The 26,056-nt window shown below is 71.3% G+C and carries 29 protein-coding genes and 1 pseudogene; 9 read left to right on the top strand and 21 right to left on the bottom strand.

Annotated features, from left to right (window positions below):
• The 5 genes from cheB to OWR29_RS32490 form a co-directional block, all read right to left on the bottom strand.
• Window positions 1-1,047 (bottom strand): chemotaxis-specific protein-glutamate methyltransferase CheB (cheB, locus tag OWR29_RS32510; protein ID WP_267567193.1); only part of this gene is annotated, 1,047 nt, incomplete at its 3' end.
• 13 nt (window positions 1,048-1,060) lie between these two features.
• A complete protein-coding gene (locus OWR29_RS32505) occupies window positions 1,061-1,933 on the bottom strand; it encodes a hypothetical protein (protein WP_267567192.1) in 873 nt (290 codons plus the stop codon).
• Complete coding sequence (locus OWR29_RS32500; RefSeq protein WP_267567191.1) at window positions 1,933-2,370, bottom strand: chemotaxis protein CheW; 438 nt, start codon at window positions 2,368-2,370, stop codon at window positions 1,933-1,935. Before OWR29_RS32500 ends, OWR29_RS32505 begins: the two co-directional genes overlap by 1 nt.
• Before the next feature lies 1 nt (window position 2,371).
• Entirely contained in the window at window positions 2,372-4,717 is a 2,346-nt protein-coding gene (locus OWR29_RS32495; protein ID WP_267567190.1) for a chemotaxis protein CheA, read from the bottom strand.
• A gap of 88 nt (window positions 4,718-4,805) precedes the next feature.
• Window positions 4,806-5,504: a response regulator transcription factor gene (locus OWR29_RS32490; protein WP_249999465.1), complete on the bottom strand. Its 699-nt coding sequence runs from the start codon at window positions 5,502-5,504 to the stop codon at window positions 4,806-4,808.
• A gap of 371 nt (window positions 5,505-5,875) precedes the next feature.
• Between OWR29_RS32490 and OWR29_RS32485 the strand changes: the two genes are divergently transcribed.
• On the top strand, window positions 5,876-6,367 hold the full coding sequence (locus OWR29_RS32485) for a CAP domain-containing protein (RefSeq protein ID WP_267567189.1): 492 nt from the start codon (window positions 5,876-5,878) through the stop codon (window positions 6,365-6,367).
• Window positions 6,368-6,370: 3 nt separating this feature from the next.
• On the opposite strand, the gene OWR29_RS32480 is transcribed toward OWR29_RS32485, so the two are convergent.
• Entirely contained in the window at window positions 6,371-7,438 is a 1,068-nt protein-coding gene (locus tag OWR29_RS32480) for a UDP-N-acetylmuramate dehydrogenase (RefSeq protein WP_438872690.1), read from the bottom strand.
• A 36-nt stretch (window positions 7,439-7,474) separates the two neighbouring features.
• Here OWR29_RS32480 and OWR29_RS32475 point away from each other — a divergent pair, with 36 nt between their 5' ends.
• From OWR29_RS32475 to OWR29_RS32465, 3 genes are all read left to right on the top strand, one after another.
• A complete protein-coding gene (locus OWR29_RS32475) occupies window positions 7,475-8,233 on the top strand; it encodes a maleylpyruvate isomerase family mycothiol-dependent enzyme (protein ID WP_267567187.1) in 759 nt (252 codons plus the stop codon).
• A gap of 102 nt (window positions 8,234-8,335) precedes the next feature.
• Window positions 8,336-9,760, top strand: a complete 1,425-nt coding sequence (locus OWR29_RS32470) for a GH1 family beta-glucosidase (protein ID WP_267567186.1) — start codon at window positions 8,336-8,338, stop codon at window positions 9,758-9,760.
• Window positions 9,761-9,767: 7 nt separating this feature from the next.
• Entirely contained in the window at window positions 9,768-10,793 is a 1,026-nt protein-coding gene (locus OWR29_RS32465) for a LacI family DNA-binding transcriptional regulator (RefSeq protein WP_267567185.1), read from the top strand.
• Here the strand turns inward: OWR29_RS32465 and OWR29_RS32460 are convergent.
• A complete protein-coding gene (locus tag OWR29_RS32460; RefSeq protein WP_267567184.1) occupies window positions 10,758-11,585 on the bottom strand; it encodes an EI24 domain-containing protein in 828 nt (275 codons plus the stop codon). The two genes, OWR29_RS32465 and OWR29_RS32460, sit on opposite strands and share 36 nt — an antisense overlap.
• A 167-nt stretch (window positions 11,586-11,752) precedes the next feature.
• A complete protein-coding gene (locus OWR29_RS32455) occupies window positions 11,753-12,253 on the bottom strand; it encodes a hypothetical protein (RefSeq protein WP_267567183.1) in 501 nt (166 codons plus the stop codon).
• A gap of 172 nt (window positions 12,254-12,425) precedes the next feature.
• Here OWR29_RS32455 and OWR29_RS32450 point away from each other — a divergent pair, with 172 nt between their 5' ends.
• A complete protein-coding gene (locus tag OWR29_RS32450; protein WP_267567182.1) occupies window positions 12,426-13,472 on the top strand; it encodes a hypothetical protein in 1,047 nt (348 codons plus the stop codon).
• 48 nt (window positions 13,473-13,520) lie between these two features.
• On the opposite strand, the gene OWR29_RS32445 is transcribed toward OWR29_RS32450, so the two are convergent.
• From OWR29_RS32445 to mtfM, 10 genes and pseudogenes are all read right to left on the bottom strand, one after another.
• A complete protein-coding gene (locus OWR29_RS32445; protein ID WP_267567181.1) occupies window positions 13,521-14,405 on the bottom strand; it encodes an alpha/beta fold hydrolase in 885 nt (294 codons plus the stop codon).
• Window positions 14,402-14,716, bottom strand: a complete 315-nt coding sequence (locus OWR29_RS32440) for a DUF2516 family protein (RefSeq protein ID WP_253238737.1) — start codon at window positions 14,714-14,716, stop codon at window positions 14,402-14,404. The genes OWR29_RS32445 and OWR29_RS32440 overlap by 4 nt, the downstream gene beginning before the upstream one ends.
• A gap of 66 nt (window positions 14,717-14,782) precedes the next feature.
• The gene (locus tag OWR29_RS32435; protein ID WP_267567180.1) at window positions 14,783-15,238 is read right to left on the bottom strand and encodes a hypothetical protein; all 456 of its coding nucleotides are present in this window, start codon (window positions 15,236-15,238) and stop codon (window positions 14,783-14,785) included.
• Between the two features lie 5 nt (window positions 15,239-15,243).
• A pseudogene (locus tag OWR29_RS32430) lies at window positions 15,244-15,642 on the bottom strand (helix-turn-helix domain-containing protein); the annotation flags it as partial.
• Window positions 15,643-15,768: 126 nt separating this feature from the next.
• Entirely contained in the window at window positions 15,769-16,674 is a 906-nt protein-coding gene (locus OWR29_RS32425; RefSeq protein WP_267567178.1) for an asparaginase, read from the bottom strand.
• Window positions 16,671-17,504 carry a beta-keto acid cleavage family enzyme gene (locus OWR29_RS32420; RefSeq protein ID WP_267567177.1) on the bottom strand — a complete coding sequence of 278 codons (834 nt, stop codon included), beginning with the start codon at window positions 17,502-17,504 and terminating at the stop codon, window positions 16,671-16,673. The genes OWR29_RS32425 and OWR29_RS32420 overlap by 4 nt, the downstream gene beginning before the upstream one ends.
• Window positions 17,505-17,525: 21 nt before the next feature.
• The gene (gene ygfZ, locus OWR29_RS32415; RefSeq protein WP_267567176.1) at window positions 17,526-18,560 is read right to left on the bottom strand and encodes a CAF17-like 4Fe-4S cluster assembly/insertion protein YgfZ; all 1,035 of its coding nucleotides are present in this window, start codon (window positions 18,558-18,560) and stop codon (window positions 17,526-17,528) included.
• 1 nt (window position 18,561) lies between these two features.
• Complete coding sequence (locus tag OWR29_RS32410; protein ID WP_267567206.1) at window positions 18,562-18,957, bottom strand: Fur family transcriptional regulator; 396 nt, start codon at window positions 18,955-18,957, stop codon at window positions 18,562-18,564.
• Window positions 18,958-19,007: 50 nt separating this feature from the next.
• Window positions 19,008-19,613 carry a heme-binding beta-barrel domain-containing protein gene (locus tag OWR29_RS32405; RefSeq protein WP_438872687.1) on the bottom strand — a complete coding sequence of 202 codons (606 nt, stop codon included), beginning with the start codon at window positions 19,611-19,613 and terminating at the stop codon, window positions 19,008-19,010.
• Window positions 19,607-19,711 carry a small membrane protein MtfM gene (gene mtfM, locus OWR29_RS32400; RefSeq protein WP_267567174.1) on the bottom strand — a complete coding sequence of 35 codons (105 nt, stop codon included), beginning with the start codon at window positions 19,709-19,711 and terminating at the stop codon, window positions 19,607-19,609. The genes OWR29_RS32405 and mtfM overlap by 7 nt, the downstream gene beginning before the upstream one ends.
• 14 nt (window positions 19,712-19,725) lie before the next feature.
• On the opposite strand from mtfM, the gene OWR29_RS32395 reads away from it, so the two are divergent.
• Window positions 19,726-20,100 carry a DsrE family protein gene (locus tag OWR29_RS32395; RefSeq protein WP_267567173.1) on the top strand — a complete coding sequence of 125 codons (375 nt, stop codon included), beginning with the start codon at window positions 19,726-19,728 and terminating at the stop codon, window positions 20,098-20,100.
• Here OWR29_RS32395 and OWR29_RS32390 read toward each other — a convergent pair.
• Together OWR29_RS32390 and OWR29_RS32385 are read right to left on the bottom strand one after the other, a co-directional pair.
• Window positions 20,094-20,888 carry a hypothetical protein gene (locus OWR29_RS32390; RefSeq protein WP_267567172.1) on the bottom strand — a complete coding sequence of 265 codons (795 nt, stop codon included), beginning with the start codon at window positions 20,886-20,888 and terminating at the stop codon, window positions 20,094-20,096. The genes OWR29_RS32395 and OWR29_RS32390 overlap by 7 nt on opposite strands.
• A complete protein-coding gene (locus tag OWR29_RS32385) occupies window positions 20,885-22,888 on the bottom strand; it encodes an ATP-dependent DNA helicase (RefSeq protein ID WP_498371638.1) in 2,004 nt (667 codons plus the stop codon). The genes OWR29_RS32390 and OWR29_RS32385 overlap by 4 nt, the downstream gene beginning before the upstream one ends.
• A 55-nt stretch (window positions 22,889-22,943) precedes the next feature.
• Here OWR29_RS32385 and OWR29_RS32380 point away from each other — a divergent pair, with 55 nt between their 5' ends.
• Window positions 22,944-23,450, top strand: coding sequence for a DUF402 domain-containing protein (locus OWR29_RS32380; protein WP_267567171.1), 507 nt, complete (start codon window positions 22,944-22,946; stop codon window positions 23,448-23,450).
• Here the strand turns inward: OWR29_RS32380 and sigJ are convergent.
• A complete protein-coding gene (gene sigJ, locus OWR29_RS32375) occupies window positions 23,430-24,293 on the bottom strand; it encodes an RNA polymerase sigma factor SigJ (protein ID WP_267567170.1) in 864 nt (287 codons plus the stop codon). The two genes, OWR29_RS32380 and sigJ, sit on opposite strands and share 21 nt — an antisense overlap.
• A gap of 91 nt (window positions 24,294-24,384) precedes the next feature.
• On the opposite strand from sigJ, the gene OWR29_RS32370 reads away from it, so the two are divergent.
• Window positions 24,385-25,347: a PI-PLC domain-containing protein gene (locus tag OWR29_RS32370; protein WP_267567169.1), complete on the top strand. Its 963-nt coding sequence runs from the start codon at window positions 24,385-24,387 to the stop codon at window positions 25,345-25,347.
• Window positions 25,348-25,427: 80 nt separating this feature from the next.
• Window positions 25,428-26,054, top strand: a complete 627-nt coding sequence (locus OWR29_RS32365) for a DUF47 domain-containing protein (RefSeq protein WP_267567168.1) — start codon at window positions 25,428-25,430, stop codon at window positions 26,052-26,054.
• The last annotated feature ends 2 nt before the right edge of the window (window positions 26,055-26,056 follow it).

Below are 26,056 nucleotides of genomic sequence, written 5' to 3'. Positions count from 1 at the left end.
GACCGAGGTGGCCTCGTCCTGGGCCAGCACCTCGGCGCCCGCGTCCCTCAGCACCTTCGCACCACCTCTTCCGTCGTGGCCCATTCCGGTCAGCACGGCCGCGTACGCCGAACCCCCGTACAGCGCCGCGACCGACCGGAACATGACGTCCACGGCCGGGCGGCACGAGTTCTCCGGCGGCGCGCCGCTGAGCTGGGTGAGCGTGGTGGTGCCCCGCCGGTGCAGCACGAGGTGCTGGTCGCCGGGCGCGACGTAGGCCCAGCCGGGCGTCAGCTCCATGCCGTCGCCGGCCTCGACCACCCGCAGTGGCGTGCTGCGGTCCAGCCGCTCGGCGAACATCTTGGTGAAGACGGGCGGCATGTGCTGGGTGATGACGATGGGCACCGGAATGTCGGCCGGGATCCCGGTCAGCACCTTGGTCAGCGCGTCCGGGCCGCCGGTGGAGGAGCCGATGGCCAGGATCTCGATGCGGCCGCCGGGTGCGGTACGGCGTGGAGCGGCCGGGCGGGCCGGGGCACCCGGCGGACCGGCCGGCGGACGGCCGGGCCCGGTCGGCGGCACGCCGGCGCGCGGCGGGGCGGTGCCGGGCCGCGTGGCCGGGCGGGCCGGAGCGCTGGGCGCGGCCGGAGCCGCCCCGGGGCGGCGCTTGCCGGCCAGGGCGTAGATCTTGGGTACCAGCTCCTCACGGACCGCCTTGATCGACTCCTCGACCGAACCGACGTTGCTCGGCTTGGTCACGTAGTCGGTCGCGCCCGCCGAAAGGGCCTCCAGCGTGGCCGTCGCGCCCGAGGCGGACAGCGTGCTGAACATGATCACGGGGGTCTGCTTGTGCCGCTTGCGCAGCTCCCGGACCGCCGTGATGCCGTCCATCTGCGGCATCTCGATGTCCATCGTGATCACGTCGGGCTTGAGCTGGTCGATCTTGGCCTGGGCCAGCTGCCCGTTGGACGCCGTGCCGACGACCTCGATGTTCTCGGCGCCACCGAGGGCGTCGACGATCAAGCGACGGACGACCACCGAGTCGTCGACGACGAGGACCGAAATCATCCGGTCACCTCCCTTACCCGAGCCACGCGGGGCCGAGGGCCGCGACCACCGGGGCGAGCAGCCGATGAGCGGTCGAGGTGTCGAGCAGGTCGCGTACGACCAGCGCCTGCACCGCGCCGCTGAGCATGTTCCAGACACCGCCGGCCCGGTCGGCCAGCGGGATACCGGCCGTGTCGACGGCCTGCACCAACAGCATCTGCGCTGCGGCCGCCGTACGGACCCGATCGGACAGATAGGCCGCCCAGGACGCCGAATGCACGGCCGGCGACCAGCCGCCCGCATTGCGCCGCGAGTCCTCGGCCGAGGCGATGAGCCGGCTCAGATCGTTCGAGCGCAGCGACCGCAGCCGGTCGAGCAGGGCGGAGACCGTGTAGTGGTGCGGGCCGAGGTCGATCGGGGCGCCCGTCGGCAGCTTGCGCATGGCGGCGACCCAGCCGGCGCCCAGCCCGCGGCGGGTGTCGGCGTCGAGCACTTCGCGCAGATAGCTGGCCACGGCGGCGTCGCACAGCAGCGCCGTCGCCGACGCCGCCACCTCGCTCTGCTGCGCGTCACGCCCGGTGCCGGTCCAGGTCCAGGCCATCACGTCGTACCGCAGGCAGGTCAGCAGCGAGTCGACGGTGCCGATGGGCGCCCGCTCGACCAGAGCCAGGCTGCCCGCGGCGTCGTCCTTGTTGAGTCCCTTGAGCGACGGCATCCGGCGGGCGGCGCTCTCCACCTCGACCCAGAGCGGGCCCCGGACGCCCTCGTCCGGCAGCCGGTCGGCGAGCACCGGCAGGTCGGCCGCCTGCAGCCGGAGGCCGCGCAGCATCACCTCGGCCGTGGCCGACCCGCCGGTGAGGCGGGTCAGGTCGAAGCCGAGCACCGGGGCGCTGACGAGGCTGTACATCAGGTGGTGACGCGTTGCGTGTCGACGGCCTGGTTGACGTCGAGGGCCAGCATCAGGCGGCCGTCCAGCTTGAACGTTCCGACCACGAGTTCCCGGGTCGGCCCGCTGAGCGTGTCCGGCGGCGGCTCGAACGTGTCGTCGTCGAGGTCGACCACCTCGCCGATCCGGTCCACGACCAGGCTCACCGGTTCGCCGTCACCGCGCAGGATCACGTTCATCACCTGGCCCTCGAGCGCCTTGCGGGCCATGCCGAGCTGCACCCGCAGGTCGACCGCCGCGATCACCTGGCCCCGCAGGTTGAAGAGCCCGCCGATGGCCGGCGGCGCGAGGGGCACCGGGGTGTACTCGCTGTACGAGAGCACCTCCTGCACCGTGTGCACCTCGACCCCGAAGAGCTGGTTCGCCACCTCGAACGTGGCGAATTGTCGGCTCGCCATCTCAGGCCTCCACCAGCAACTCGTCGTTTTCCAGGTCGGTGTAGAAGTTGGGGTCGGCCGCGAGGATGGCCCGGCGCACGTCCAGCAGTTCGGTCACCCGCTGCTGGATGACCGCGGTGCCGACCAGGCCGTCCTCCTCGGCGTCGCGGCGGGCCGTCGTCGAGTTCTCGGCGATGTCCACGATCCGGTCGACGACCAGGGCCACGCTGCGGGCGCCCTCGCTGTAGACGACGACCGACACGGTGTCGCCCTCGGGTTCCTCGCCGTACGCCCCGAGCAGGTGCGACAGCCGCACCAGGGGCAGGATCTGGCCGCGGTACTGCACGACCTCCCGCGAGCCGGCGTGCTCGATGCGGTTGCGCGGGAACTCCTCGAGCCGGGTGACGGTGTCGAGCGGGATCGCCACCCGGCGCTCGCCGACCGCCGTGACCAGCAGCCGCTCGCCCGATCCGGCGCCCTTGCCGGCCCGGGCCGAGGCCTCCAGGTTCTGCCGCTCGGCGTCCGCGGTCAGGTGGCTGCGCCGGGCCAGCGACGAGACATCGAGGATCAGGCCCACCTTGCCGTCGCCGAGGATGGTCGCGCCGGCGTACAGGCCGATGTCCTTGAACCGGCTGTTGAGCGCCTTGACGACGACCTCTTCGGTGTTGAGCACCCGGTCGACGACCAGGCCGAACCGGCGGCCGTCGGCCTGCAGCACCATGATGTAGACGCCCTCGTCGGCCCCGACGTCCAGGCCCAGCGCCCGGTCGAGCCGCACCAGCGGGAGCAGCTTGCCGCGCAGGCGGTAGACGGGGGCGCCTGAGGCGTACTCGATCTTGGTGGACTGCCCGTCGATGAAGACCAGCTCGAGGACCGCGACCTGAGGCACGACGTAGCGCTGGTCGCCGCAGTCGACGGTCAGGGCCTGAATGATGGCCAGGGTCAGCGGGATGGTGAGGCGCCAGACCGTACCCTCGCCGGGCGTGGAGTCGACGCTGACCGCACCGCCGATGTTCTCGATGTTGGTCTTGACGACGTCCATGCCGACGCCGCGGCCGGAGACGTTGGTGACCTTGGCCGCCGTGGAGAAGCCGGGCTGGAAGACCATCGCCATGATGTCGCGGCGGTCCATGTTGGGGATCTGATCCGGCCGCAGCAGTCCGTTCTCGACCGCCTTCTGCGCGATCCGCTCCACGTTGAGCCCGGCGCCGTCGTCGGCCACCTCGACCGCCACGTGCCCGCCCTCGTGATAGGCGCGCAGCGTGAGCGTGCCCTCGGGGCCCTTGCCGGTGGCGATCCGCTGGTCCGGGTTCTCGATGCCGTGGTCGACCGCGTTGCGCACCAGGTGGGTCAGCGGGTCCTTGACCGCCTCGAGCAGGCTGCGGTCGAGCTCGGTCTCCTTGCCCTGCATGACCAGCTGGACCTGCTTGCCGAGCGACTGGCTGAGGTCCCGGACGACTCGCGGCAGCTTCGACCAGATGTGCTCGATGGGCTGCATGCGGGTCTTCATGATGCCCTCTTGCAGCTCACTGGTGATCATGCCGAGCCGCTGGGCGCTGCGCACGAGCGTGGCGTCGCCGGTCTCCATGACGCCCCGGACCAGCTGGTTGCGGGCCAGCACGAGCTCGCCGACCATGTTCATCAACGTGTCGAGCAGGTCGACGTCGACCCGGATGGCGCTGTCGGCGATGCTGCGCTTGGGCGTCTGGGCCTGCAGGGCCTCGCTGACCGCGGCCGGCTGGGCCTTGCCCTCGTCGAGCAGGATCGTGCCCAGCTTGCGCTCGTCGCCCTCGATCTGCTGGGCCAGAGCCGAGCCGACGTCCTGGGCCTGAGCCGCGCCGGTCTCGACCAGGATCTCGCCGATCGGCTTGCGCTGGTTCTCGACCGGTTCCGGCGCCGGGCGTACGGGCGTCTCCTCCAGCGGCTGCGGCGCCTCAGCGGTTTCCGCCGCCGGAGCCGGCGCGGCGGCCGGCGGCGCCTCGCCCGCGTTCATCTGGGCGTTGACCTGCTCGATGATGCTCTCGATGTCGACGTCGCCCTCGGCCTGTGTCTCCTCGATGGAGGCCAGGATCGAGCGCACGCCGTCGATGGTGGCGAGCAGGGTGGTGATCGTCGTCGGCGTCACCGGCAGCACACCGTCGCGCAACTTGGACAGCAGCGACTCGCCGGCGTGGGCCAGCTTCTCGAGGCGCCCGAAGGCCAGGAAGCCGCTGGTGCCCTTGATCGTGTGGATCGCCCGGAAGATGCGCGAGATCAGATCGCGGGAGTTCGGGTCCTGCTCGAGCTCCACCAGATCACGGTCGATCTGGTCCAGGTTCTCGTGGCTTTCCATGAGGAATTCGCCAACGATCTCACCAAGGTCTTCCACGCTCGTTACCTCCTGCTCGGCGGTCCAAGGCCCTCATCGACCCGGGTCCGGGTCACCTGAGCGCACCTGTTCCACTCCCGAAGGGAAATCAGGCCTCTCCGCCGGGCCGGCGGTAGCGGTAGCCGAACCCGCGTACGGATTCGATGGGCGACTCGTCGGGATCGGACCAGCCGAGCTTGCGGCGCAGCCGCAGCACGGCGAACTTCACCCGCTCCTGCCCGATGCCGGTGGGGTCGTCCCAGGCCTGGGTCAGCAGCTGGTTGGGGCTGAGCACCGCCCCGGCGTGCCGCACGAGGGCGTTGAGCAGCCGGAACTCGGTGGGCGTGAGGCGCTTCTCGTCGCCCTTGACATAGACCCGCCGCTTGGTCGGGTCGAGGTGCACCAGACCGTCGTCGTAGACCTGGCTGGCCCAGCTGTTCTGCCCGCTCGACGAGCGCCGCAGCAGGGCTTCGACCCGGGCCAGCAGTTCGTTGTTGGCGAACGGCTTGGTCAGGTAGTCGTCGGCGCCGCCGCGCAGGCCGCGCACCTTCTCGGCCTCCTGGCCGTGCGCGGTCAGCACCAGCACCGGCACGTCGGAGACGTCGCGCAGACGCTCGAGCACCTGCCAGCCGTCCATCTCGGGCAGGCCGACGTCCAGCACCACCAGATCGGGGTGCTCGGCGTACGCCTCCTTGAGACCGGTACGGCCGTCCCCGGCGTGCGCCACCTCGTAGCCCGCCCGGCTGAACAGCATCCGCAGAGCCAGTGCGATGTCCGGATCGTCCTCGACGACGAGTAGGCGACTCATCCTGTGCTCACCCTGCCCCACCCCTCGCTGGTGCTCGTGTCCGGACACGACCGCCCGCCGCGCGCCTAGGCGCCCGGTGAGAGGGTCGTTGTCGTGTGCTCGGCGCCGTCGGCGCGACCGTCGGCGGCGGAATCAACCGCGCAAAGCTCACGATAGCGTGATGTCACGGTCTATTTACGGACAGTGAAAGTTTAGCGAGCTAAACCTTGCCGGCTGCGCGATCACGCGAATCCCTTCAGCCTGACAAATTTTTCGGCCCGGGATTCCGGTTTCCGGCAAAGATGGGACGTACGGCCAGAAAACGGATGCCATGTCTCTATGGGGCAACTCAGCCCTGGTGGGCGACTCGGCCCCGGAAAGAGGAGGCAACCGTGCTCCACCTGGTGGTGCGACGTCTCGTCCTGCTCACCGTCACCACGGCCGCGTCGCTGGCCGTACCCGTGGCGGCCCACGCGGAGGCGCCCGGCGTTGTCTCGCCCCGCGTGCTGATGTCCCAGGTGGTCACCATGACCAACCAGCAGCGCTGGGCCAACGGGTGCCGGCGCCTGCTCGCGGTGGACAGGGAGCTGACCGTCGCCTCGGTGCGGCAGAGCTTCTACATGGCGCGCACCGGCCGGTTCAGCCACGTCTGGAGCGACGGCACCACCTTCGTACGAAGGTCACATCTGGCCGGCTACGAGCAGCCCGCCGGCGAGAACATCGCGTGGGGCTATCGCACCGCGAGCGAGGTCATCCGGGCCTGGATGGCCAGCCCGCGGCACCGCGCCAACATGCTGAACTGCGGCGCCCACTCGATCGGCACCGGCGTGGTCTACGCGACCAACGGCGTTCCGTACTACACGCAGGTCTTCGGCTGGGACTGAGGCCTACAGCGCACAGTTGATCAGCACGGGTTCGGGGTGCAGTTCAACCCCGAATTTCGCCCGTACGCCGTCACGAACCGTCCGGGCCAGGCCGAGCAAAGCCTCTGTGGTGCCCGGGCCGCGGTTGATCAGCGCCAGCGTGTGCTTGCTCGAGATGGCCACCCCGTCGCCGGCGAAGCCCTTGGCGAAGCCGGCGTGCTCGATCAGCCACGCCGCCGGGATCTTCACCGTGCCGTCGTCGCCCGGCCAGTGCGGGGCGTCGAGCCCGAGCGCCGCCCACTCGGCCGCGCTCACCACCGGGTTGGTGAAGAAGGAGCCGACCGACCAGGTGTCGCGGTCGTCCGGGTCGAGCACCATGCCCTTCTGCTCCCGCAGCTTGCGCACGGTGTCGCGGGCCAGCTGCAGCGGAACCCGGTCGCCCACCTCGACGCCCAGGTTGCGGGCCAGCTCGGCGTAGCGGATCGGCGCCGACTCGGACGAGCGGGCCAGCCGGAAGTCGACCTCGAGCACCACGTAGCGGTCGTTGTGCTTGAACACGCTGGCCCGGTACGCGAAGCCGCACTCGGCCGCGGGCATCACCCGGATGGCGCCGGTTTCCCGGTCGTACGCGTGGACGGCCACGATGGTGTGCGCGACCTCTTGCCCGTACGCGCCGACGTTCTGGATCGGGGTGGCGCCGGCCGAGCCGGGGATCCCGCTCAGGCACTCGACGCCGGAGAAACCCCGTTCCACCGCGTACGCCACGAAGTCGTCCCACGGCTCGCCGGCCGCGACCCGGACCACGACGCTGCTCTCGTGCTCTTCCACCACCCGTACGCCCCGGGTGCGCAGCAGCAGGACGGTGCCGTCGAAGCCCTTGTCGCCGATCACCACGTTGCTGCCGCCGGCCAGGATCAGCACCTTGCCGGCGGAGTTACGCACCGTATCAACCACTTGATCCGTTTCGGTGGCGACCGTCAAGATGCCGGCCGGGCCGCCTAGGCGTAGCGTCGTGTACGCCGAGAGGTCGGTTTGCGGGGCGGCGGTAGCGTCAGGCACGGCAACCACCCTAGGCTCAACGGTTCGGGGCATTCTCATCGGCGGTCCGGTGGAGCGGAGAGCAAGGCGATGAACAGGCTGCACGCGACAAAGGACTTCTGGCTGGCCGCGTTGCGGGCCGACAGCCCCGCGCTGCAGGACGCCGTCGCCCAGGCCGGCCCGGCCGCGCCCGTGCCCTCGTGCCCCGGGTGGACGGTGGCCGACCTGGTCGAGCACCTCACCTCCGAACTGCACTGGGTGCGCGAGGTGGCCGCCCGCGGCGTCACCGACCGGCCCGAGACGGCCGAGGTGCCGCCCCGCCCCGAGTGGGAGGCCGCGCTCGACGGCCTGCGCCGCGAGCTCACCGGCACGATCGAGACGCTCGAGGCCCTGGACGCCGACTTCCCCGCGTGGAACTGGGCGCCGCAGGCCAAGAAGGCGTCGTTCTGGCAGCGCCGCATGGCCCACGAGGTCTCGGTGCACCGCTGGGACGCCGAATCGGCGGCCGAGCGGGCCACGCCGATCGAGGCCAAGCTGGCCGCCGACGGGGTCAACGAGGTGCTGGACACGTGGCTGCCGGCCGGCCGCCGCAAGGGCCCGACCGACCTGCACGGCGTCGTCCACCTGGTGGCGACGGACGCGGCCTACGAGTGGTTCGTGCGGCTGCGCGGCCCCGGGGTGGCCCTGCTCGACACGGGCACGATCCTCGACTCCGACGACCATCACGCCCGCGGTCAGGCGACCGGCACGGCCAGCGATCTGCTGCTGATGCTGATGGGGCGGATCGACACCGAACGCCTGGTAGTGACCGGGGACTCCCGCCTCATCTCGGCCCTCCGCACGGGCTAGCGCGCTTACATTCAACTTACCGGTCTAGCCGGGAGCGGTTCCGCCCCTATGATTAACCGGTTAAGTTGAGGTTTCGCGATCTAACTAGGAAGCGGGGCACGAATGACGGCAACCGTCACGTCCACGTCGGCGCAGCCGGCCCTCGCCGCGATCACCTTCCCCGACGACTTCATCTGGGGCGCCGCCACGGCGTCGTACCAGATCGAAGGCGCGGCGCGGGAGGACGGTCGAGGCCCGTCGATCTGGGACACCTTCAGCCGTACGCCGGGACGCGTCTTCAACGGGCACACCGGCGACGTGGCCTGCGACCACTACCACCGCTACGTCGACGACGTGGCTCTGATGGCGGACCTCGGCCTGGCGTCCTACCGGTTCTCGGTCGCCTGGCCGCGGATCCAGCCCGACGGCACCGGCCCGGTCAACCTCAAGGGCCTGGACTTCTACGACCGGCTCACCGACGAACTGCTGGGCAAGGGCATCGACCCGGTCGTCACGCTCTATCACTGGGACCTGCCGCAGACCCTGGAAGACCTCGGTGGCTGGGCCAACCGTCTGACGGCGGAGGCTTTCGGCGAGTACGCCCAGATCGTGCACGCCCGGCTCGGCGACCGGGTCAAGACCTGGACGACGCTGAACGAGCCCTGGTGCTCGGCCTACCTCGGGTACGGCAGCGGCGTACACGCACCCGGAAAGCAGGACCCGGCGGCCGTCTTCGCGGCGGTGCACCACCTGCTGCTCGGTCACGGCCTGGCCGCTCGCGCGCTGCGTTCGGCCGGCGCCCAGAGCATCAGCATCACGCTCAACCCGAACGTCGCGCTGCCGGTCGACCCGACCAGCCCGGCCGACCAGGAGGCCGTGCGGATCATCGACGGGCTCTCCAACCGGATGTTCCTCGACCCGCTGTTCAAGGGTCAGTACCCGGCCGACATGCTCGAGCACATGGCCCGCTTCACCGACCTGTCGTACATCGCGGACGGTGACCTGGCCACGATCAACGCCCCGATCGACGTGCTGGGGATCAACTTCTACCAACCGTCGTACGTGTCGGCCAAGCCCGGCGCCCCGTCGGCGCTCGACCAGCCGGGCAGCGAGGGCATCGCCTGGCGCGCGCCCGACGGCCCGGTCACCGACATGAACTGGCTGATCGAGCCGTCCGCGCTCACCGGCCTGCTCAAGCGCATCAACGACGACTACCCCGGCGTGCCCCTGCTGATCACCGAGAACGGCGCGGCGTACCCCGAGGGACCGTCGGCCGACGGCGAGGTTCACGACAGCCGGCGGGTCGAATACCTCGACGGCCACCTGCGGGCCTGCCATGATGCCCTGGCGGCCGGCGTCGATCTGCGCGGTTACTTCGTCTGGTCGCTGATGGACAATTTCGAGTGGGCCGAGGGGTACCGCAAGCGGTTCGGTGTCGTGCACGTCGACTACACCACCCAGCAGCGGACCCTCAAGGACAGCGCGAAGTGGTACCGGGAGGTGATCCGGCGCAACGGCATCGCGGCGTCGGACTCCAGCGAGGGGTGAGGTTTCAGTGGTGACGCGGGAGCGGCCGACCCTGGAAGCAGTGGCGCGCCGCGCCGGGGTGTCCCGGGCGACCGTCTCCCGCGTCGTCAACGGCTCGACCTCGGTGGCCGCCTCCATCCGCGAGGCGGTCACCCGGGCCGTCGACGAACTGGGCTACGTGCCCAATCAGGCGGCTCGTAGCCTGGTCACCCAGCGCACCGAGTCGATCGCGCTGATCCTGCCCGAGACGGCCAACCGGGTCTTCTCGGACGACCTGTTCTTCCCGGCCATCATCCGTGGCGTCGGCGTCGAGCTCGAGGCGGCCGACAAGCAGCTCGTGCTGATGATGGCGGGCTCCCTGAAGAGTCACGGCCGGGTCGAGCGGTACGCCGTGGCCGGCCACGTGGACGGCGTCATGTTCGCCTCCATGCACGGCGAGGACCCGCTGCCCGGCACGCTGGCCTCGCTGGGGATCCCGGTCATCTGCAGCGGCCGACCGCTGAGCTTGCCAAATCTGAGGGGCACGCAGGTGCCCTATGTGGACGTCGACCACTTCGGCGGGGTGTGTGCCGCCGTACGTCATCTGGTCGCCGCCGGCCGCCGCCGGATAGCCACCATCGCCGGCCCGCAGGACATGGTGGCCGGCATCGACCGCCTGGCCGGCTACCAGGCCACCCTGGACGAGGCGGGTCTGGCCCAGCACGTCGCGCTCGGCGACTTCACCCGCGAGTCGGGCATCCAGGCCATGCGTACGCTGCTGGCCGACGACCCGAAGCTGGACGCCGTCTTCGTGGCCTCCGACATGATGGCCCACGGCGCGCTGATCGCCCTCAAGGACGCCGGGCGCCGGGTGCCGTCGGACGTGGCGGTGATCGGCTTCGACGACTTCGAGATCAGCCGCTACAGCGACCCGCCGCTGACCACGGTCCGCCAGCCGATCGCCGACATGGGCCGCACGATGGCCCGCCAGCTGCTGCGCCTGATCAACGGCGAGCACGGCCTGCCCGACGCCGTGGTGCTACCGACCGAGCTGGTGGTCCGCGAGTCGGCCTGAGCCGGGGCGCCGGCCCGCGACGTCGTGGCCCAGCGACAGCCGGGCCAGCAGGGTGGCGCCGGCGATGGCGGCCGGCATGAGCAGGATCGCGCCCAGCGGAATCAGGAAGCAGCAGAAGACGGCGACGCCGAAGCCGAGCGCGAGCGGCCGGTTCGCGCCCAGCACGGCCCGCCGCTGACGCAGCCGCTGCCCCCGCCGCTGGAACGGGACGCCGGTCAGCTCGACGGCGAGCAGCCACCCACCGAGCGCACCGCCCAGCACCGGAACCACGGTCTGGCCGACCACCGGCAGAAAGCCGAGCAGGAACAGCGGCACACCGATCAGGATGGACAGTCCGATCAGCCGCAACGAGTCGACCAGGCTGCGCCGCAGCGAGGGCCAGAAGCCCACCTCGACCTCGTCCGGCACGCCGCCGAACCTGTCCTCGACCAGCTCCGAGATCCGCTCGTAGAACGGGTCACCGATGAGCAGAGTGACCGCCGTGAAGGTCAGGATGCCGAGCAGCACCGACAGCCCGAGCAGCCCCAGCCCGGCGAACACCCGCACGACGTCCCGGACGCCCTGGGCCCAGCCGTCGGCGAACCAGGTGACCTGCTCCGACAGCTCGGGCAGGAAGTCGATCAGGAAGAACAGGGCGGTGCCGTAGAGCGCGCCCGCGATGAGCGCCGGCACCAGCCCGAGCCCCAGCAGCTTGGGGCTGCGCAGCACGATGCCGAGCCCGCGCCCGAGCAGCCCCGCGCCGAGGAAGAACTGCTTGACGACGCCCAACGGCCGGCCGGGATCAGCATTCACGCCCAGCAGCGTAGAGCAGCCCCGAAAGCTTCGCCGTGATCACGATCGCGACGATCACCCGGGGTGTGCCACCACCACCCCCGCCCACCCTGGGAGGGGCGGATGTGGTCAGTCTATCGGCGGGGGCTGAGTGGCGACCGAGTTGTCCACAGGCCAGACGCGGCCTGTCAGGGGTGGTTGTGGAAAAAGCGGCGGCGATGGTCCGAGGCCACTCCACCGGGGACGAAGGACGAGAACTCGGCGGTGGGGGCCGATGACGGGGATTCGACCTCGCGCGGGCCGCTCGGATCCGACGGTCCGGGTCCGGGGCCGGGGTCGGTGGGCGTGGGGACGGGTGGCTCGTCGAGGGGCGGAAGCGGAACCTCCGTGACCTCGGTCGGCGTGGTGGACGGCGTCGCTGGGGAAGTCACGACGACGGCGGAGGACGTGGTGGCCGGGACGGGGGTCGACGGGATGGGGATCGCCGACGTGGACAGGGACGTGGACGTGGAGGGCATCGGGCGGTACGGGCGAGCCGAGTAGCGGACGGCCACCGGCTCGGTTCCGGCCGGCGCCGGGGCGGCGCCGAGCATGCCCTCGCCACCGGGAACGCCCACTGCAGCGGGGCGCTGGGCCGGGACGGCGAGGTTCCAGCCGACCGCCACGGCGATCGGCAGTCCGAACGCCACGAGTCCGACAAAGACTGATTTGGGGGATAGCCGCACGTTGTAGACAACGTGCCGGGAGCCGAAAAAGGTTACGGCTCAACAGGCAGAACGGGCTTGATCAATGAGGTTACGGGCCGGTACTGTCCGCTGGCTCCCCTCTGTCGGGACGGGGGGACACATCAACGGGGGACACATGAAACTCGTTTACCGCCGGGCCCTACCGGGCCTGTGCGCCGCGGTGCTCGCGGCCGGCGTGATCGGCGCCGGAACCCCGGCGCTGGCGGCCGGCGCGGCGCCCACCGGCACCTTCACCCTCAACACGACTTCGCTGTGGTCCGGCCAGACGGTGACGCTCACGCAGACCGCATTGGACGACGACGACATCCCGCCCGCCGAGATCAGCCGGAAGATCCGGTGGGGCGACGGCGTCGAGACCACGGCCGTGGCCGGCGAGACGTCGTGGAAGCACCAGTACAACGGCTCCGGCTCCTACGATGTGGTCGTCGAGCTGAACGACGGCACCGTCCCCGGCACCGGCACCGGCACGGTCCCCTCCCCCACGGTCAAGGTCGTCGACGGCCCCGGCACCCTGGGCTGGCAGAAGAACACCGTCTACACCACCAGCGACGGCCTGGGCGGCACCTACCTGACCGAGGCCGTCTTCACGCCGTCGAACCTGCCGCTGTCGGCCGACGAGGCGTGGACCGACTGGGGCGACGGCGAGCTCAGCCTGCTCAAGCAGGACGCCACCTCGACCACCGTGCCGCACTACTTCGGTTCCGGCCGGTTCATCCCGCGAGTGCAGCTGTCCAACGAGTACGGCCAGGCGACCCCGCAGGACGCCCAGGTGCTCAACGTCAACATCGACGACACCCCGCCGTCCTCGGGCTTCACATTCCCGCCGAGCGCCGGCAAGGGCAGCTCGTGGAAGGCGTTCAAGGGCACCGGCCGCGACTCGCAGTCCGGTGCGGACATCGCCCAGGTGATCGCGTTCAAGTACAACGCGTCGTCGGACTACTACTACAACTTCACCAGCAAGAAGTGGGTGAAGATCACCAACCCGGCGGCCGATCTGCCGGACGCGGCGGCCGCCATCACGCCGGTGACCTCGTCGGGCACCTGGTCGGTGCCGGCCTCCGGCCTGTCCAAGGGCTACCACCTCGAGGTCTACTACTGGGTCTTCGACAAGGTGGGCAACGTCAGTCCGATGAAGATCGCCACGGCGTTCATCAGCAGCTGAGCATCCGCAGCACCGCCGAGGGCTCGTCCGGAGGATCCGGGCGGGCCCTCAGTCGTTGAGGAACGTGGAGATGCGTTCGCGCAGCTCGCGGCGATTGGTCCACAGCACGGCCGGATGGTCGTAGACGTGCAGGTCGGCCCCCGGCAGCAGCGACGCCAGCCGCTCGGCCCAGGCGACCGGGTGCAGCTCGTCGCCCACGCAGCCCAGCACCAGCGCCCGGCCCCGGAAGGCTCGCAACGCCGACTCGTCGGCCACCGCGGGCTCGTGCCACAGCGTGGTCAGCTCGGGCGCCAGGCCGTGCCGTTGCAGCTGTTCGACCCGCTGCCGCAGGAAGCTCCACCCGGCCGGCGTGTTGCGCACCGAGGGCGGCAACTCCGGCTCGACGGCGGCCGCGATCGACGCCGCCTCGCCCGACTCCACCGCGGCCAGCAACCGGTCAAGCCTGGCCTCGGCCGCCGCGGGACGGTGACCGTCCAGCGGGGCGGGCAGATAGAAGACCACCCGCTCGAACCGCTCGGGCGTATCGCTGAGCAACCGGCCGAGCGCCCCGGCGCCCATGCTGACGCCGAGCGCGCGCGTGGCCCCGCTCAGGTCAGCGACGGCGCGCAGGTCGGCCGCCAGGTCGGCGAAGCTCCAGGGGCCGGGCGGCGCGTCGGAACGGCCGTGCCCGCGGAAGTGGAAGAAGACCCGGCGCCCGGTCACCGCGCTGCCCAGCGGCCTGGTGCCGGCGATGTCACCGGCCAGCCCATGGGCGAACACAGTGACGGGATCACCGACGCCGGTTGTCAGACCCTCCAGCCGTACGCCGGAAGGGGTCGACACCATTTCGGTCGGGGGCTCGGGAAGAGTGGGGCGGCCCGAACGCGGCCCCGTCGGCTCACGACGATGCAGACGCGGCCCGCCGTCGGGTGGCGGCGGACCGAACCGCCTCACCAGAAGCCTTTGCCGTCCGACAGATCCTTCAGGCCCGGACGCACGTCAAGCAGATAGATCAGCGCCGCGGCGATGCCGATCAGGCTGAAGATGCCGACCGCGCTGCTGACCAGAAGCGTCAGCACGATGCAGATGGCGAGGATCGCCGCCCAAGCGCCCTTGGGCAAAGTGCCGATGGCCTGGAAACCGTCGCCCCGCTGGGTGAGGCAGTGTATGAGCGCGACCGCCTGGACGACCAGCGAGAAAATGAGAATGAGCAGGTTGATATAGCCGACGGCGATGTCGTAGAAGATCGGCGCGGAAGAGGCCATGACGGAAAGTCTATGCCGCGGGGCCCAGCGCATGCCGGGCCCCGCTGATCATCTTTTACCGGGTCGTCACTTGGCCGCGGCGCGCTTGCGCGGCTTGGGCGTGGCGGCGGGCTTCTTCTCGGCCGCGGGGGCCTCGATGGCCGCCGGCTCCTCGGTGGTCTCGATGTCGGCATTCACGACGTCGGCCGCCTCGACGACGCCGGTGCCGACCACGCGCTCGCCGCGGGCGATCAGGGCCGTGTACGCCGCGAGGGCACGGTCCTGAGCGATCTGAGCGAACGAGGTGGCGACGCTGGCGGCGTTGCCCCGCAGCGCGACGAAGTCGGTGGTGGAGGCCTTGTCCCGCAGCTCGGCGGCCTTGGTGCCGGCCTGCTCGTTGTAGACGCGCAGGGCGGCCTCGGCGCGCTCGCTGAGCTCGGTGAGCACGGCGGGCAGCTTGCGCAGCTGCTCGACGGCCATGTCACCGGCGCCGGCGGCGGCGTAGAGCGGGGCGGGGAAGCGGGTCTTGGTCTGCTCGGTCATTTCTGCTCCTCTGTGACGGGAGTGGACTCGGGTTCGGCCGGAGCGGCCTCGGGCTTGCTGCGCGCGTTCTCGTTGCGGAACGTCTCGTAGATCTGCGACAGCGACTGCTTCTGCGCGATCGTCAGCTCGGGATCGGCCGCGATCGCGGCCAGCACGCCTTGCTGGCCCTCGCTGTCGAGCAGCCCCGCCCGCAGGTACATCGCGGGCGTCGACACCCGCAGCGCGCTGGCGATCTGCTGCAGCACCTCGGCGCTGGGCTTGCGCAGGCCACGCTCGATCTGGCTGAGGTACGGGTTGCTCACGCCCGCCTTGTCGGCGAGCTGGCGCAGCGAGATCTTGGCGGTCTGCCGGAGGTCACGGATGAAACCGCCGATGTCCTCGGGCAGATCCTTGGGTGTGGCCATGCATCCGAACGTAGCTCGGAGTGCTAGCTATTGCAAGCAAAGTGCTAACTCTAGCTAGCTGTGATTATGGCCTCGCTCCGCTCGGCGGGCACTTCGCCCCTGGGAGGTCGATGTGCGGGTGCTCGCTCACGAGACCGCGCGGATTTCCCCTACTGGTTCTCCGCCGCCCAGTACCAGCTCGCCGATCTGGGGTGCGTCGACGCCGAGGCGCTGCAGTTCCTTGAGCAGGACGGGGGTTCGGGCGCGCATGCCGCCGTCGTCGATCTTGATGGTGACGGCGCCGCGGCCGGGCACGGCCACCGCCACCACGCCCTCGGCGCCGCCCTTGGCCAGCAGGCCCGGCACGGTCGCCATCAGCACCGTGTCGTCGGCCCCGGTGCCCGCCACCAGCTCGGGGTGGGCGCGCATCTCGTCGGCCACCCGCCGCTCGGGGGTGCCCGGCTCGGCCTCGACCAGCCGCTCGAACGCGCGGGCGAGCCCGGTCAGCGAGAGGGCCAGCACGGGCGCGCCGCAGCCGTCCACGCCGGTGGCGGTGATCGGCTCGCCGGCCAGTTCGGCCACCGCCTCGGTGATCGCCACCTGCAGCGGGTGCTTGGCGTCGCGGTACGTCTCGAGCGGCCAGCCGTTGGCCACGCAGGTCGCGAGCATGCCGGCGTGCTTGCCCGAGCAGTTCATCAGCACCCGCTCGGGGCCGCCGCCGGACCGGAGCCAGGCGTCGCGGGACTCCTCGTTGAGCGGGAGCGACGTGGGGCAGCGCAGGGCGTCCTCGGTCAGGCCGGCCGACTCGAGGATCTCGCGGACCCGGCGTACGTGGAAAGCCTCGCCGAAGTGGCTGCCGCTGATCAGGGCCAGGTCGGCGTCGTCGCGCGGGACCAGGCCGGCGCGCAGCATGCCGACCGTCTGCAGCGGCTTGTTGGACGAGCGCGGGAAGATCGGGGTGGTCACGTCGCCCCGGCTGCCGGCACTCGAGAAGACCGAACCGTGGTGGACGCTCTCGACGAACCCGGAGCGCACTACTTCAGCGATGATCATCGGGCGGGGATCCCCAGAAGCTCGCGGGTTTCACGGGCGGTCAGCGGCGGGCGCTGGGCCAGCTGGGCGAAGCCGACGGCGCGGGCCACGAGCTGCATGTTCGACTCGACCGGCCGGCCCTTGGCGTACGTGATCGTGTCTTCCATGCCGACGCGCAGGTGCCCACCCGCGCTCAGCGAGGCCAGCATGACCGGGATGGTGCCGCGCCCGATGCCGGTGGCCGAGAACGTGGTGCCCGCCGGCAGGTCGCGGATCGCCTGCTCACACGCGACCAGCGCGGCCGTGGTGGCCGGCATCCCGCCCGGCACACCCATCACCAGGTCGACGTGCACGTGGCCGCCGGACGGCAGGTCGTACTTGCTCAGCAGCCGCTGCAGCGTGGTGAGCTGGCCCAGGTCGAAGATCTCGTACTCCGGCACGATGCCCCGCTCCTGCATGCGGGTGTGCAGGTCGACGATGAACTCCCAGCGGTTGAGGAACACGCCGTCGCCGAAGTTGACCGTGCCCATCGTGCACGAGGCCATCTCGGGGCCGGCGTCGAGCACGGCCAGCCGGTCCGATTCCGGGTCGGTGACCGCGCCGCCCGACGACAGCTGCACGATCAGGCCGGTCGACTCTCGCAGCGCGGCCACTGTCGCCCGCAGGCGGCCCTGGTCGAGCGTCGGTGCGGCGTCGTCGTCCCGGATGTGGACGTGGATGATGGCGGCGCCCAGCGCTTCGCACTCTTTGGCGGTGGCCACGAGTTCGTCGAGCGTGACGGGCAGCGCGGGCACGTCGGCCTTGCTGCTTTCGGCGCCGGTCGGAGCAACGGTGATCACGGTCCCGGTCATGGGACAGACCTTAACCTGGCCTCAGGCCGGATCGACCGCCACCACGGACTCGCCGACCGTGAGCTCGTCGGTGGCGTTGCGCTTGAGCACGGCGAGGGCGATGAGGCCCAGCTCGTGGTGGCGCACGGCGGTGCCGACGAAGCCGACCTCGCGCCCCTCGCGCATCACCGGCGTGCCCTTGGCCGGCGGCTGGTCGGTGGCGATGCCGTCGAAGTGCAGCAGGGCCAGCCGGCGGGGCGGGCGGCCGAGGTGGTGCACGCGAGCCACCGTCTCTTGCCCGCGGTAGCAGCCCTTGTCGAGGTGGACGGCGGCCGCGATGAACTCGGCCTCGGCCGGGATCGTGCGGTGGTCGGTCTCCCACCCCAGCCGCGGGACGCGCTGCTCGACGCGGATCGCCTCGTAGGCCCACAGGCCGGCCAGGGGAACGCCGAGCTTTTCGATGACTGCGGTCTTTTCCGTACGCGGGACCAGCAGATCAATGCCGAAGGGCACGCGCCGAGCCAGGCCGAATTCGGTTTCCCGTACGTCGTAGAGACTCGTCGCCTCGGGCCGGACATCACCGGCCGCGAACTTCGCGCCCGGCACGGGCTGCACCCGCGGCTCGGCCAGCCCCGGGATCACGTCGGCCGCGCCCGGGCCCACCAGCGAGAGCACGGCCAGCTCGGACGTGGCATCGCGCGGCTCGACCTTGGTGAAGAACCGCATCATCTCGAGGTATTTGAGCAGCCCGGCGCCGGCGCCCGGCTCGGTGTCGAGCCACGTGGTCTCGCCGTCCTCGGTGACCAGGGCGTGCTGCTCGACGTGCCCGTGCGGCGAGAGGACCAGGAGCTCGGTGCCCTGCCCGCGCGACAGATCGGACAGATGCTGAGTGGTCAGGGTGTGCAGCCAGCTCGCGCGTTCCTCGCCCGGCACGGCGATGACATCGCGGTTCGAGCGGTCGACCAGACCCACGGCGGTGGCCAGCGTGCGCTGCTCGCGCATCGGATCGCCGTAGTGGGCCGGCACCCCGGCGTCGGCGGCGGAGGGATCGAGATCCTCGACCATCACCACGGTCATGTCACAGCTCCTTGCAGTCGCCGCACACCCCGAACAGGGACACGTGGCCCACGTCGACGCGGAAGTCCCGTTCGTTCAACAACCGGTCGGTCACCGGCTGCATCACACTCGGGTCTACCTCACTGATCGACCCGCAGCCACGGCACACGAGGTGAACGTGCTGATCCTCACCCGCCGCGTGGTAGGTGGGCGAGCCGTGCGACAGGTGGGTGTGGGTGACCAGCCCGAGCTCTTCCAGCAGCTCAAGGGTGCGGTAAACGGTGGTGATGTTGACGCCGGCGGCGCGCTCGCGCACATGGTTGTGCACCTGCTCGGGTGTGGCGTGGCCGAGCTCGTGCACCGCCTCGAGAATGAGCTGACGCTGCGGGGTCAGACGCAGCCCTCGTTCCCGGAGCATGGCGGCAAGCGAAGTGGCGGACACGCTACGAGATTACGCCGTCGGGCTACCTATCCGCCGACCCTGAGCAGCCGCGCCGACATGTGCGGCTGCAGATCGCTCTTGTCGATCGAGACCTCGTGGGCGTAGAGCAGGGCGCCCTCGACGATGCCGAAGAGCCGCCGCGCGCCGGTCAGGTGCTGGCCGGTCGGGGTGTAGGCCACCGCGTCGGTGTCGATCTCGAGCCGGGTGGTGCCGACGGTGTTGCCGACGTAGATCTCGACCGTGCCCTCGGGAGTGACGATGACGGCTTCCATGTCGTCGGTCGCGCGGCCCTCGGCATCGGGCACCGGGCGCCAGAAGCCCGACTCGACGATCCACTCGCCGGCCGGCTTCGACTCGTCGTCGAGCAGCCACGAGCGCGACTCGTAGCGCAGGAACGGCCGGCCGTCGTGGCTGATCCGCACCTCTTGGGCGAAGTCGTAGTCCTTCTCGGCCGGGAAGCCGCCCTGCCCGCGGCCGCGCCACAGCCCGACGAACGGCAGCAGGCCGAGCAGCGCCGGGTTGAGGTCGGCGCCCTGACGCAGGTCGTGCGTCTCTTCGTACGGATAGGGGTCGACCGGCGGGGCGTTCAGCCAGGGCGGCGGGCCCAGCGGGTTTTCCTGATCGCTCACCAACGCCCCCTCGAAACGCGCACAGCCAGATAGCCCAAGCCGCCCGCCAGCGCGCCGAGACCGGCGACCAGCAGGCTCACGAACCCGATTTCGGTAACCATGACCGGCCCATCCTATGCTGGCGCTCATGGCACGCTTGCTGGTCGTCAAGGCCACCGCCGGAACCGACGCCCCGGAACGCTGCTCGCAGGCCTTCACGGTGGCGAGCACGGCCCTGTCGTCCGGCGTGGACGTGTCGTTCTGGCTCACCGGCGAGTCGGCCTGGTTCGCCGTGCCGGGCCGGGCCGCCGAGTTCGAGCTGCCGCACGCCGCTCCCCTGCCCGACCTGCTCGACCTGCTGCTCTCGGCGGGCCGGGTGACGGCCTGCACCCAGTGCGCGGCCCGCCGCGGCATCACGCCGGACGACGTGCTGCCGGGCATCCGCATCGCCGGCGCCGCCGTCTTCGTCGAAGAGATCATGTCGGACGGGGCGCAGGCGCTCGTCTACTGACAGGCGGTGCTCACGGTCACGCTGAGCTGGTCGGCGTCGTGCCGGACGACCACCGAATCGGCGCCGGCCAGATAGGCGCCCAGCGTGTCGTCGACCCGGACGGGCTGGGCCGGAACCTTCCGGCCGTCCTGCTTGGGCAGCCCGTCGACCGTCCACGAGCCGGCCACGCCGCCCGAGGGGCACACGACCGTACGGGCGACGGACGCGGCCGGCTGAGCGCCCAGTGCCTTGACCACCGTGGCCAGCCGGGCCGGGGCCGGAGCGGCGGAGGCGTCGGCCGTGCTCGGCGCCGCGCCGTCGAGGGGACGGCAGCCGGTGGTCAATCGCAGCGTCAGCGTGCTGGCCACCGCGGCGGCGCTCAGGTCGAGGCCGACGAAGTTGCCCGCGTCGGCGTGCAGCGAGATGCGGGTGCCGCCGCTGCTGAGCCCCCAGTCGGCCGCCCAGTCGCCGGGCAGCCGGGCCGCGATGTCCTCGACCACCTCGGGCGCCTTCGTGTCGTCGACGTAGATTGTCACGGCACGGGCGGCCGCCAGGCCCGAGCGGACCGGCGTGATGCGGCAGTCGCGGGCCAGCTCGACCTCGCCCAGCACCACGGCCCGGTCGGTGCCGGTCGCGGCAGCGTAGGCGGTGCCGGCGGCCCGCTGCAGGTCGGCCACGGCCAGCCCGATGTCACGCTGCTCGGGCACGGTGGCCCGCTCGTGGCCGACCGACCAGACGGCCAGCCCGCCCACCACCGCGATCCAGACCGCGACGAGGCCGATCAGCCACCAGCGGCGCGTGGGCCTCACTGGCCGGCGAGGCGCTGCAGGGCGCCCATGGCAACCTCGGACCGGGTCGTGTACCAGAACGGGGGCAGCGACTTGCGCAGGAAGGCGCCGTAGCCGCGGGCCGTCTCGAGCCGGGAGTCGAGCACGGCGACCACGCCTTTGTCGCCTGTGGACCGGATCAGGCGGCCGACGCCCTGGGCCAGCCGGACGGCGGCGATCGGCACGCTCACCGACGCGAAGCCGGAACCGCCACCGGCGTCGACGGCGGCGGCCCGGGCGGCGGCCAGCGGCTCGTCGGGGCGGGGGAACGGCAGCCGGTCGATCACGACCAGCTGACAGGCGTCGCCGGGCACGTCCACGCCCTGCCAGAGCGACATGACCCCGAACAGGCAGCTCGCCTTGTCGTCGCGGAACTTGCGGACCAGCACCGGCAGCGACTCCTCACCCTGCAGCAGGATCGGCAGGTCGGTGCGGGCACGCAGCAGCTCGGCGGCCTGGGTGGCGGCCCGGCGCGACGAGAACAGGCCCAGCGTGCGGCCGCCCAGCGCCTCGACCAGCTTGACCAGCTCTTCACCGGCCGCGGCGGGCAGGCCGGACATCTGCGGCCGGGGCAGGTGGGCGGCGACGTAGAGGATGCCCTGGCGGGGATAGTCGAACGGGGAGCCCACATCGAGCGACGTCCAGCCGTCGCCCGAGGTCTCGGGGCCGTTCGCGGGCGCGGCGGCCACCGGCAGGCCGAGCGAGCGGGCCACGGTGTCGAACCGCCCGCCGAGCGTGAGGGTGGCCGAGGTGGCGACCACCGTGCGGTCGGCGTAGAGGCCCTGAGCCAGCGTGCCGGCGACCGAGAGCGGGGCCACCACGAGCGCGCGGCGGCCGTTGCCCAGGTCGGACTTCTCGACCCAGGCGACGTCGAAGTCGGACTCTTCGAGCAGGCGCTGGGCGGTGTCGTTGAGATCGTCGAAGGCGGCCTTGGCCTGCTGCTTGCGGACCGGGTCGGGGTCGTCGGACTTGACGTCGCCGATTGCCGTGAGGCCGGCCCGGGTGGACGACTCGATCAGCGCCACGGCCACCGCCAGCGGCTCGGGCAGGCCGCCGGTGATGCGGCCCGCGGGCGCCTCGGCCAGCGCGACGGTGAGCGCGTCGGCCGCCTCGGCCAGCGACTCGACGGCGGCCGGGGACAGCAGCGTGCGGGCCCGGCGGGAGGAGCGCTCGATCGCCTCGGGCGTTAGCTCGGCCTGGGCGGCGGAGGAGACCCGGTCGGCCAGCTCGTGCGCCTCGTCGATGACCAGCAGCTTGTGCGGCGGGACGATGTGGCGGTCGGCCAGCATGTCGACCGCGAGCAGGCTGTGGTTGGTGACCACGATGTCGGCCTCGCGGGCGCGGGCGCGCGACGCCTCGGCGAAGCACTCGGCGCCGTACGGGCAGCGTTGAGCGCCGACGCAGTCGCGGGCCGGCATCGAGACCTGGCGCCAGGCCGTGTCGTCGACGCCGGGATCGAGCTCGTCGCGGTCGCCCGTCTTCGTCTTCTCGGCCCAGGCCTGCAGCCGCTGGATCTGCTTGCCCAGCCGGCCCGCCTCGCCCAGCCACTGGGTGGCCTTGGGCGGCGCGTCGTCGAACAGCGTGTCGGTCGGCTCTTCCTCGTCGGCGTGTTCCATCTTGGCCACGCAGAGGTAGTGGTGGCGGCCCTTGAGCACGGCATAGGTGGGCTTGCGGCCGAGCACCGGCTCGACCGCGGCCGCGAGGCGGGGCAGATCGTGCTCGACCAGCTGGTTCTGCAGGGCCAGGGTGGCCGTCGAGATCACGACCGGGCCGTCGACCAGCAGCGACGGTGTCAGGTAGGCCAGGCTCTTGCCGGTGCCCGTGCCGGCCTGCACGAGCAGGTGCTCACGCTCGCGGACGGCCTTGTCGATGGCGGCCACCATGGCCTGCTGACCGGGGCGGGAGGAACCGCCGGGCACGGCGCCGACGGCGGCCTCGAGGAGCTGTTCTGCGGACACCGGCTTCTTCGTTGCTGCGGGCACGGGCAGACGGTACCCGCCACCACCGACAGAAGCCGACCACCGTTAGTGTTCTCGCATGCCGAGTGACACGGTCCGGGTCGTCTACACGAAGTACGACGGTTCGGCCCATCGGGACTACCCAGCCCGCCGTTTTCACTCCGACGAGCTCGGGGTGTGGGTCGGCGTCACCAAGGGCACGGCGTCGGTCTACCACGGCCGCCCGTCCGTCGAGCAGATCCCGTTCGTGCTGCTCATCCCCCACCACGCGTGGTGGACGGGCATGTTCAACCCGCAGCCGCGCACCAGCGAGGTCTACTGCGACATCACCACCCCCGCGCGCTGGGAGGGCGACACCGTCCACATCATCGATCTCGACCTCGACGTGGTGCGCCGGCGCACCACGGGCGTGGTCGAGCTGCGCGACGAGGACGAGTTCGACGAGCACCGCACCCAGTTCGGCTACCCCGACGACCTGGTCCGCGAGGCCCGCGCCGCCGCCGACAAGCTGCTGGTGGCGCTGGGCGACGGCAGTGAGCCGTTCGCCACCCACTTCCACCAGTACCTACAGAAGGTCGCTGACTAGCAACTTCTGCGGGTTCAGCTGCTGGAACAGGCCGGTGATGCGGCCGTCGGCGACGGTGACGCCGAGCGCGCCGTAGAGGCCGTTCCCGCGGACGAAGACCCCCGCGGTGCCGTTGATCAGGGCCGGCTCCAGGACGGCGCCCTCCATGCGGCGGCCGTGCGCGATGCCGACGAAGAAGCGGGACACCTTGTCGGCCCCGACGATCGGGCGCAGCGCGGTGCTGGTGAAGCCGCCGCCGTCGCTGATCGACACCACGTCGGGGGCCAGCACGGCCGCCAGCGCCTGCATGTCCCCGCTGTTCACGGCGTCGATGAAGGCGGCCAGCACGCGGCGCTGCTCGGCCAGGCCGGCGTTGTGCCGCACCGTGCCCTCGGCGGCCGCCCGCCGCCCGCGGGAGGCGTGCTGCCGGGCGGTGGCCTCGGTCGTGCCCAGCACCTCGGCCACCTCGCCGTACGGGACCGCGAAGGCGTCGTGCAGCACCAGGGCCACCCGCTGTTCGGGGGTGAGCCTTTCCAGCACGACGAGCAGCGCCAGGCCGACCTGGTCGCGCTGCTCGGCCTGCCCGGCCGGGCCGATGTCGGGGTCGACGAAGTAGTCGGGCAGCCACTGGCCGGTGTAGGCCTCGCGCGACACGCGGGCCGACTTGAGCACGTCGAGGCAGAGCCGGCCGGTGACCGTGGTCAGCCAGGCCCGTACGTCGCGGATGTCGTCGCCCGCCCGCATGTAGCGCAGCCAGGCCTCCTGCACGACGTCCTGCGCCTCGGCGATGCTGCCGAGCATCCGGTAGGCGACGGCGACAAGGTGCGGACGCTCGGCCTCGAAGGCCTCGGCGGACGGTGGCATGAGGGAATTCTGCGCGACATTCCCGGGGTCGGGTAGCACTTGTGTCAGAGTATAAAACGCCCATTTTTGCCCGAATCGGATGGTGTGTGACGTGAACAACGGGCTTGCGATCGCAGGCGGCCTGGCCGGGGTCGCGGGCCTGGCCGGAGTAACCGCGGCCGGACTCGCCCTGCGGCACCGCCGCGGGTCCTATCTGGCCGCCGGGCACGCGCTGGCGCGCCCGGACGACGTCGACCCGCTGCCCAAGGTGTTCCAGCGCGGGCTCGGCGGTCTCACCGTGCCGGTCACTCCCGGCCCCCGCGGCGAACTCTTCCTGGGACCCGGTGCCCCGCAGCCCGGCCGCACCCTGCGCCGGCTCGTGCTCACCCCGCTGTTCGCCCGTGCCCGCGGCAACGGCGGGCGGCTCGCCCGCGACCAGCAGGTGCCGTTCCGGCTCGTCGTCGAGATCACCGGCTCGGTCCGCGACGCCGACACGCTCCTGCGGGCCTACCGGATCCTCGACCAGCAGCTGCGCGACCACGCCGCGCTGCTCAGCCACTGCGACCGCGGGGAACCGGCGCCGGGCGCGGTGACCGTCTCGGTGACCGGCATCGTCGACGTCCGTGAGCTGCTGGCGGCCCAGGAGCTGCGGTACGCGTTCGCCGAAGGGTCGTTCGACGACATCGGCTCGCGCACGGCGCCGGCCTCGCTCGTACCGATGATCAGCGAGCCCTGGAGCCGGCGGTTCGGCTGGGACGGGCTCGAGCCGATCCCGGCCGAGGAACGGCATCTGCTGCACGCCATGGTGCGCTCGGCCCACGACGACGGCCGTACGGTGCGCATCTCGGGCCTGCCCGAAGGGCCCCGCAAGGCGCGGGCCGCGATCTGGACCGAGCTGGGCGCGGCCGGCGTCGACGTGATCGCCGATCGCGACCAGCGCGGGCTGGCCCGGCACCTGCGGCGGCACCCGGTGGACCGCTGGGAAGGGCGGGAATCCCTGCCCACCCGGGCCGTCCGCCGGGGCTCGCCGCGGCCCCACCCGGCCCGGGCGGATCGGCGCCACGAACCCGTTTAACAGGCGACCAACGGGTGAACCAGGGGAGGCCGTAGCATCTCCGGAGATCAAACCGTCGTCCGTCGAACGAGGTTCGCCCCGTGAAGTTCTCCTTCCGCCCGGTCGAGGGCGCGTTCTACGACCTATTCACCCAGGCCGCGAACAACCTCGTCAAGGGCACCGCGCTGCTCAACGAGCTGGCGCTGCCCGGCGTCGACGTGCAATCGGTCAGCGACCGGCTGACCGACGTCGAGCACGACAGCGACCAGATAACCCACGCTCTCTACAAGAAGATCAACTCGACCTTCATCACGCCGTTCGACCGCGAGGACATCTATTCGCTGGGCTCGCAGCTCGACGACGTGATGGACCACCTCGAGGCGGTCGGCAACCTGCTTTACCTGTACGGGCTGACCGAGCTGCCGTCGCTGCCGCGCGAGATGCACGAACTGGCCGACGTGCTCGACCAGCAGGCCAAGATCACCGCGGACGCGATGCCGAAGCTGCGCGCGATGAAGGGCCTCGAGGAGTACTGGATCGAGATCAACCGGCTCGAGAACGAGGGCGACCGGTCGTACCGAATGCTTCTGGTCCGGCTCTTCTCGGGCGAGTACGACGCCCTCACGGTGCTCAAGATGAAAGAGGTGGCCGACGAGCTCGAGGCCGCCTGCGACGCGTTCGAGCACGTGGCGAACACCGTCGAGACCATCGCGGTCAAGGAGTCCTAGGC

This window comes from Paractinoplanes pyxinae (genome assembly GCF_026626335.1).
Lineage (GTDB): Bacteria > Actinomycetota > Actinomycetes > Mycobacteriales > Micromonosporaceae > Actinoplanes > Actinoplanes pyxinae.
The sequence above is the reverse complement of the archived record's forward strand: the minus strand, read 5'-3'. Positions and strand labels throughout refer to the sequence as shown.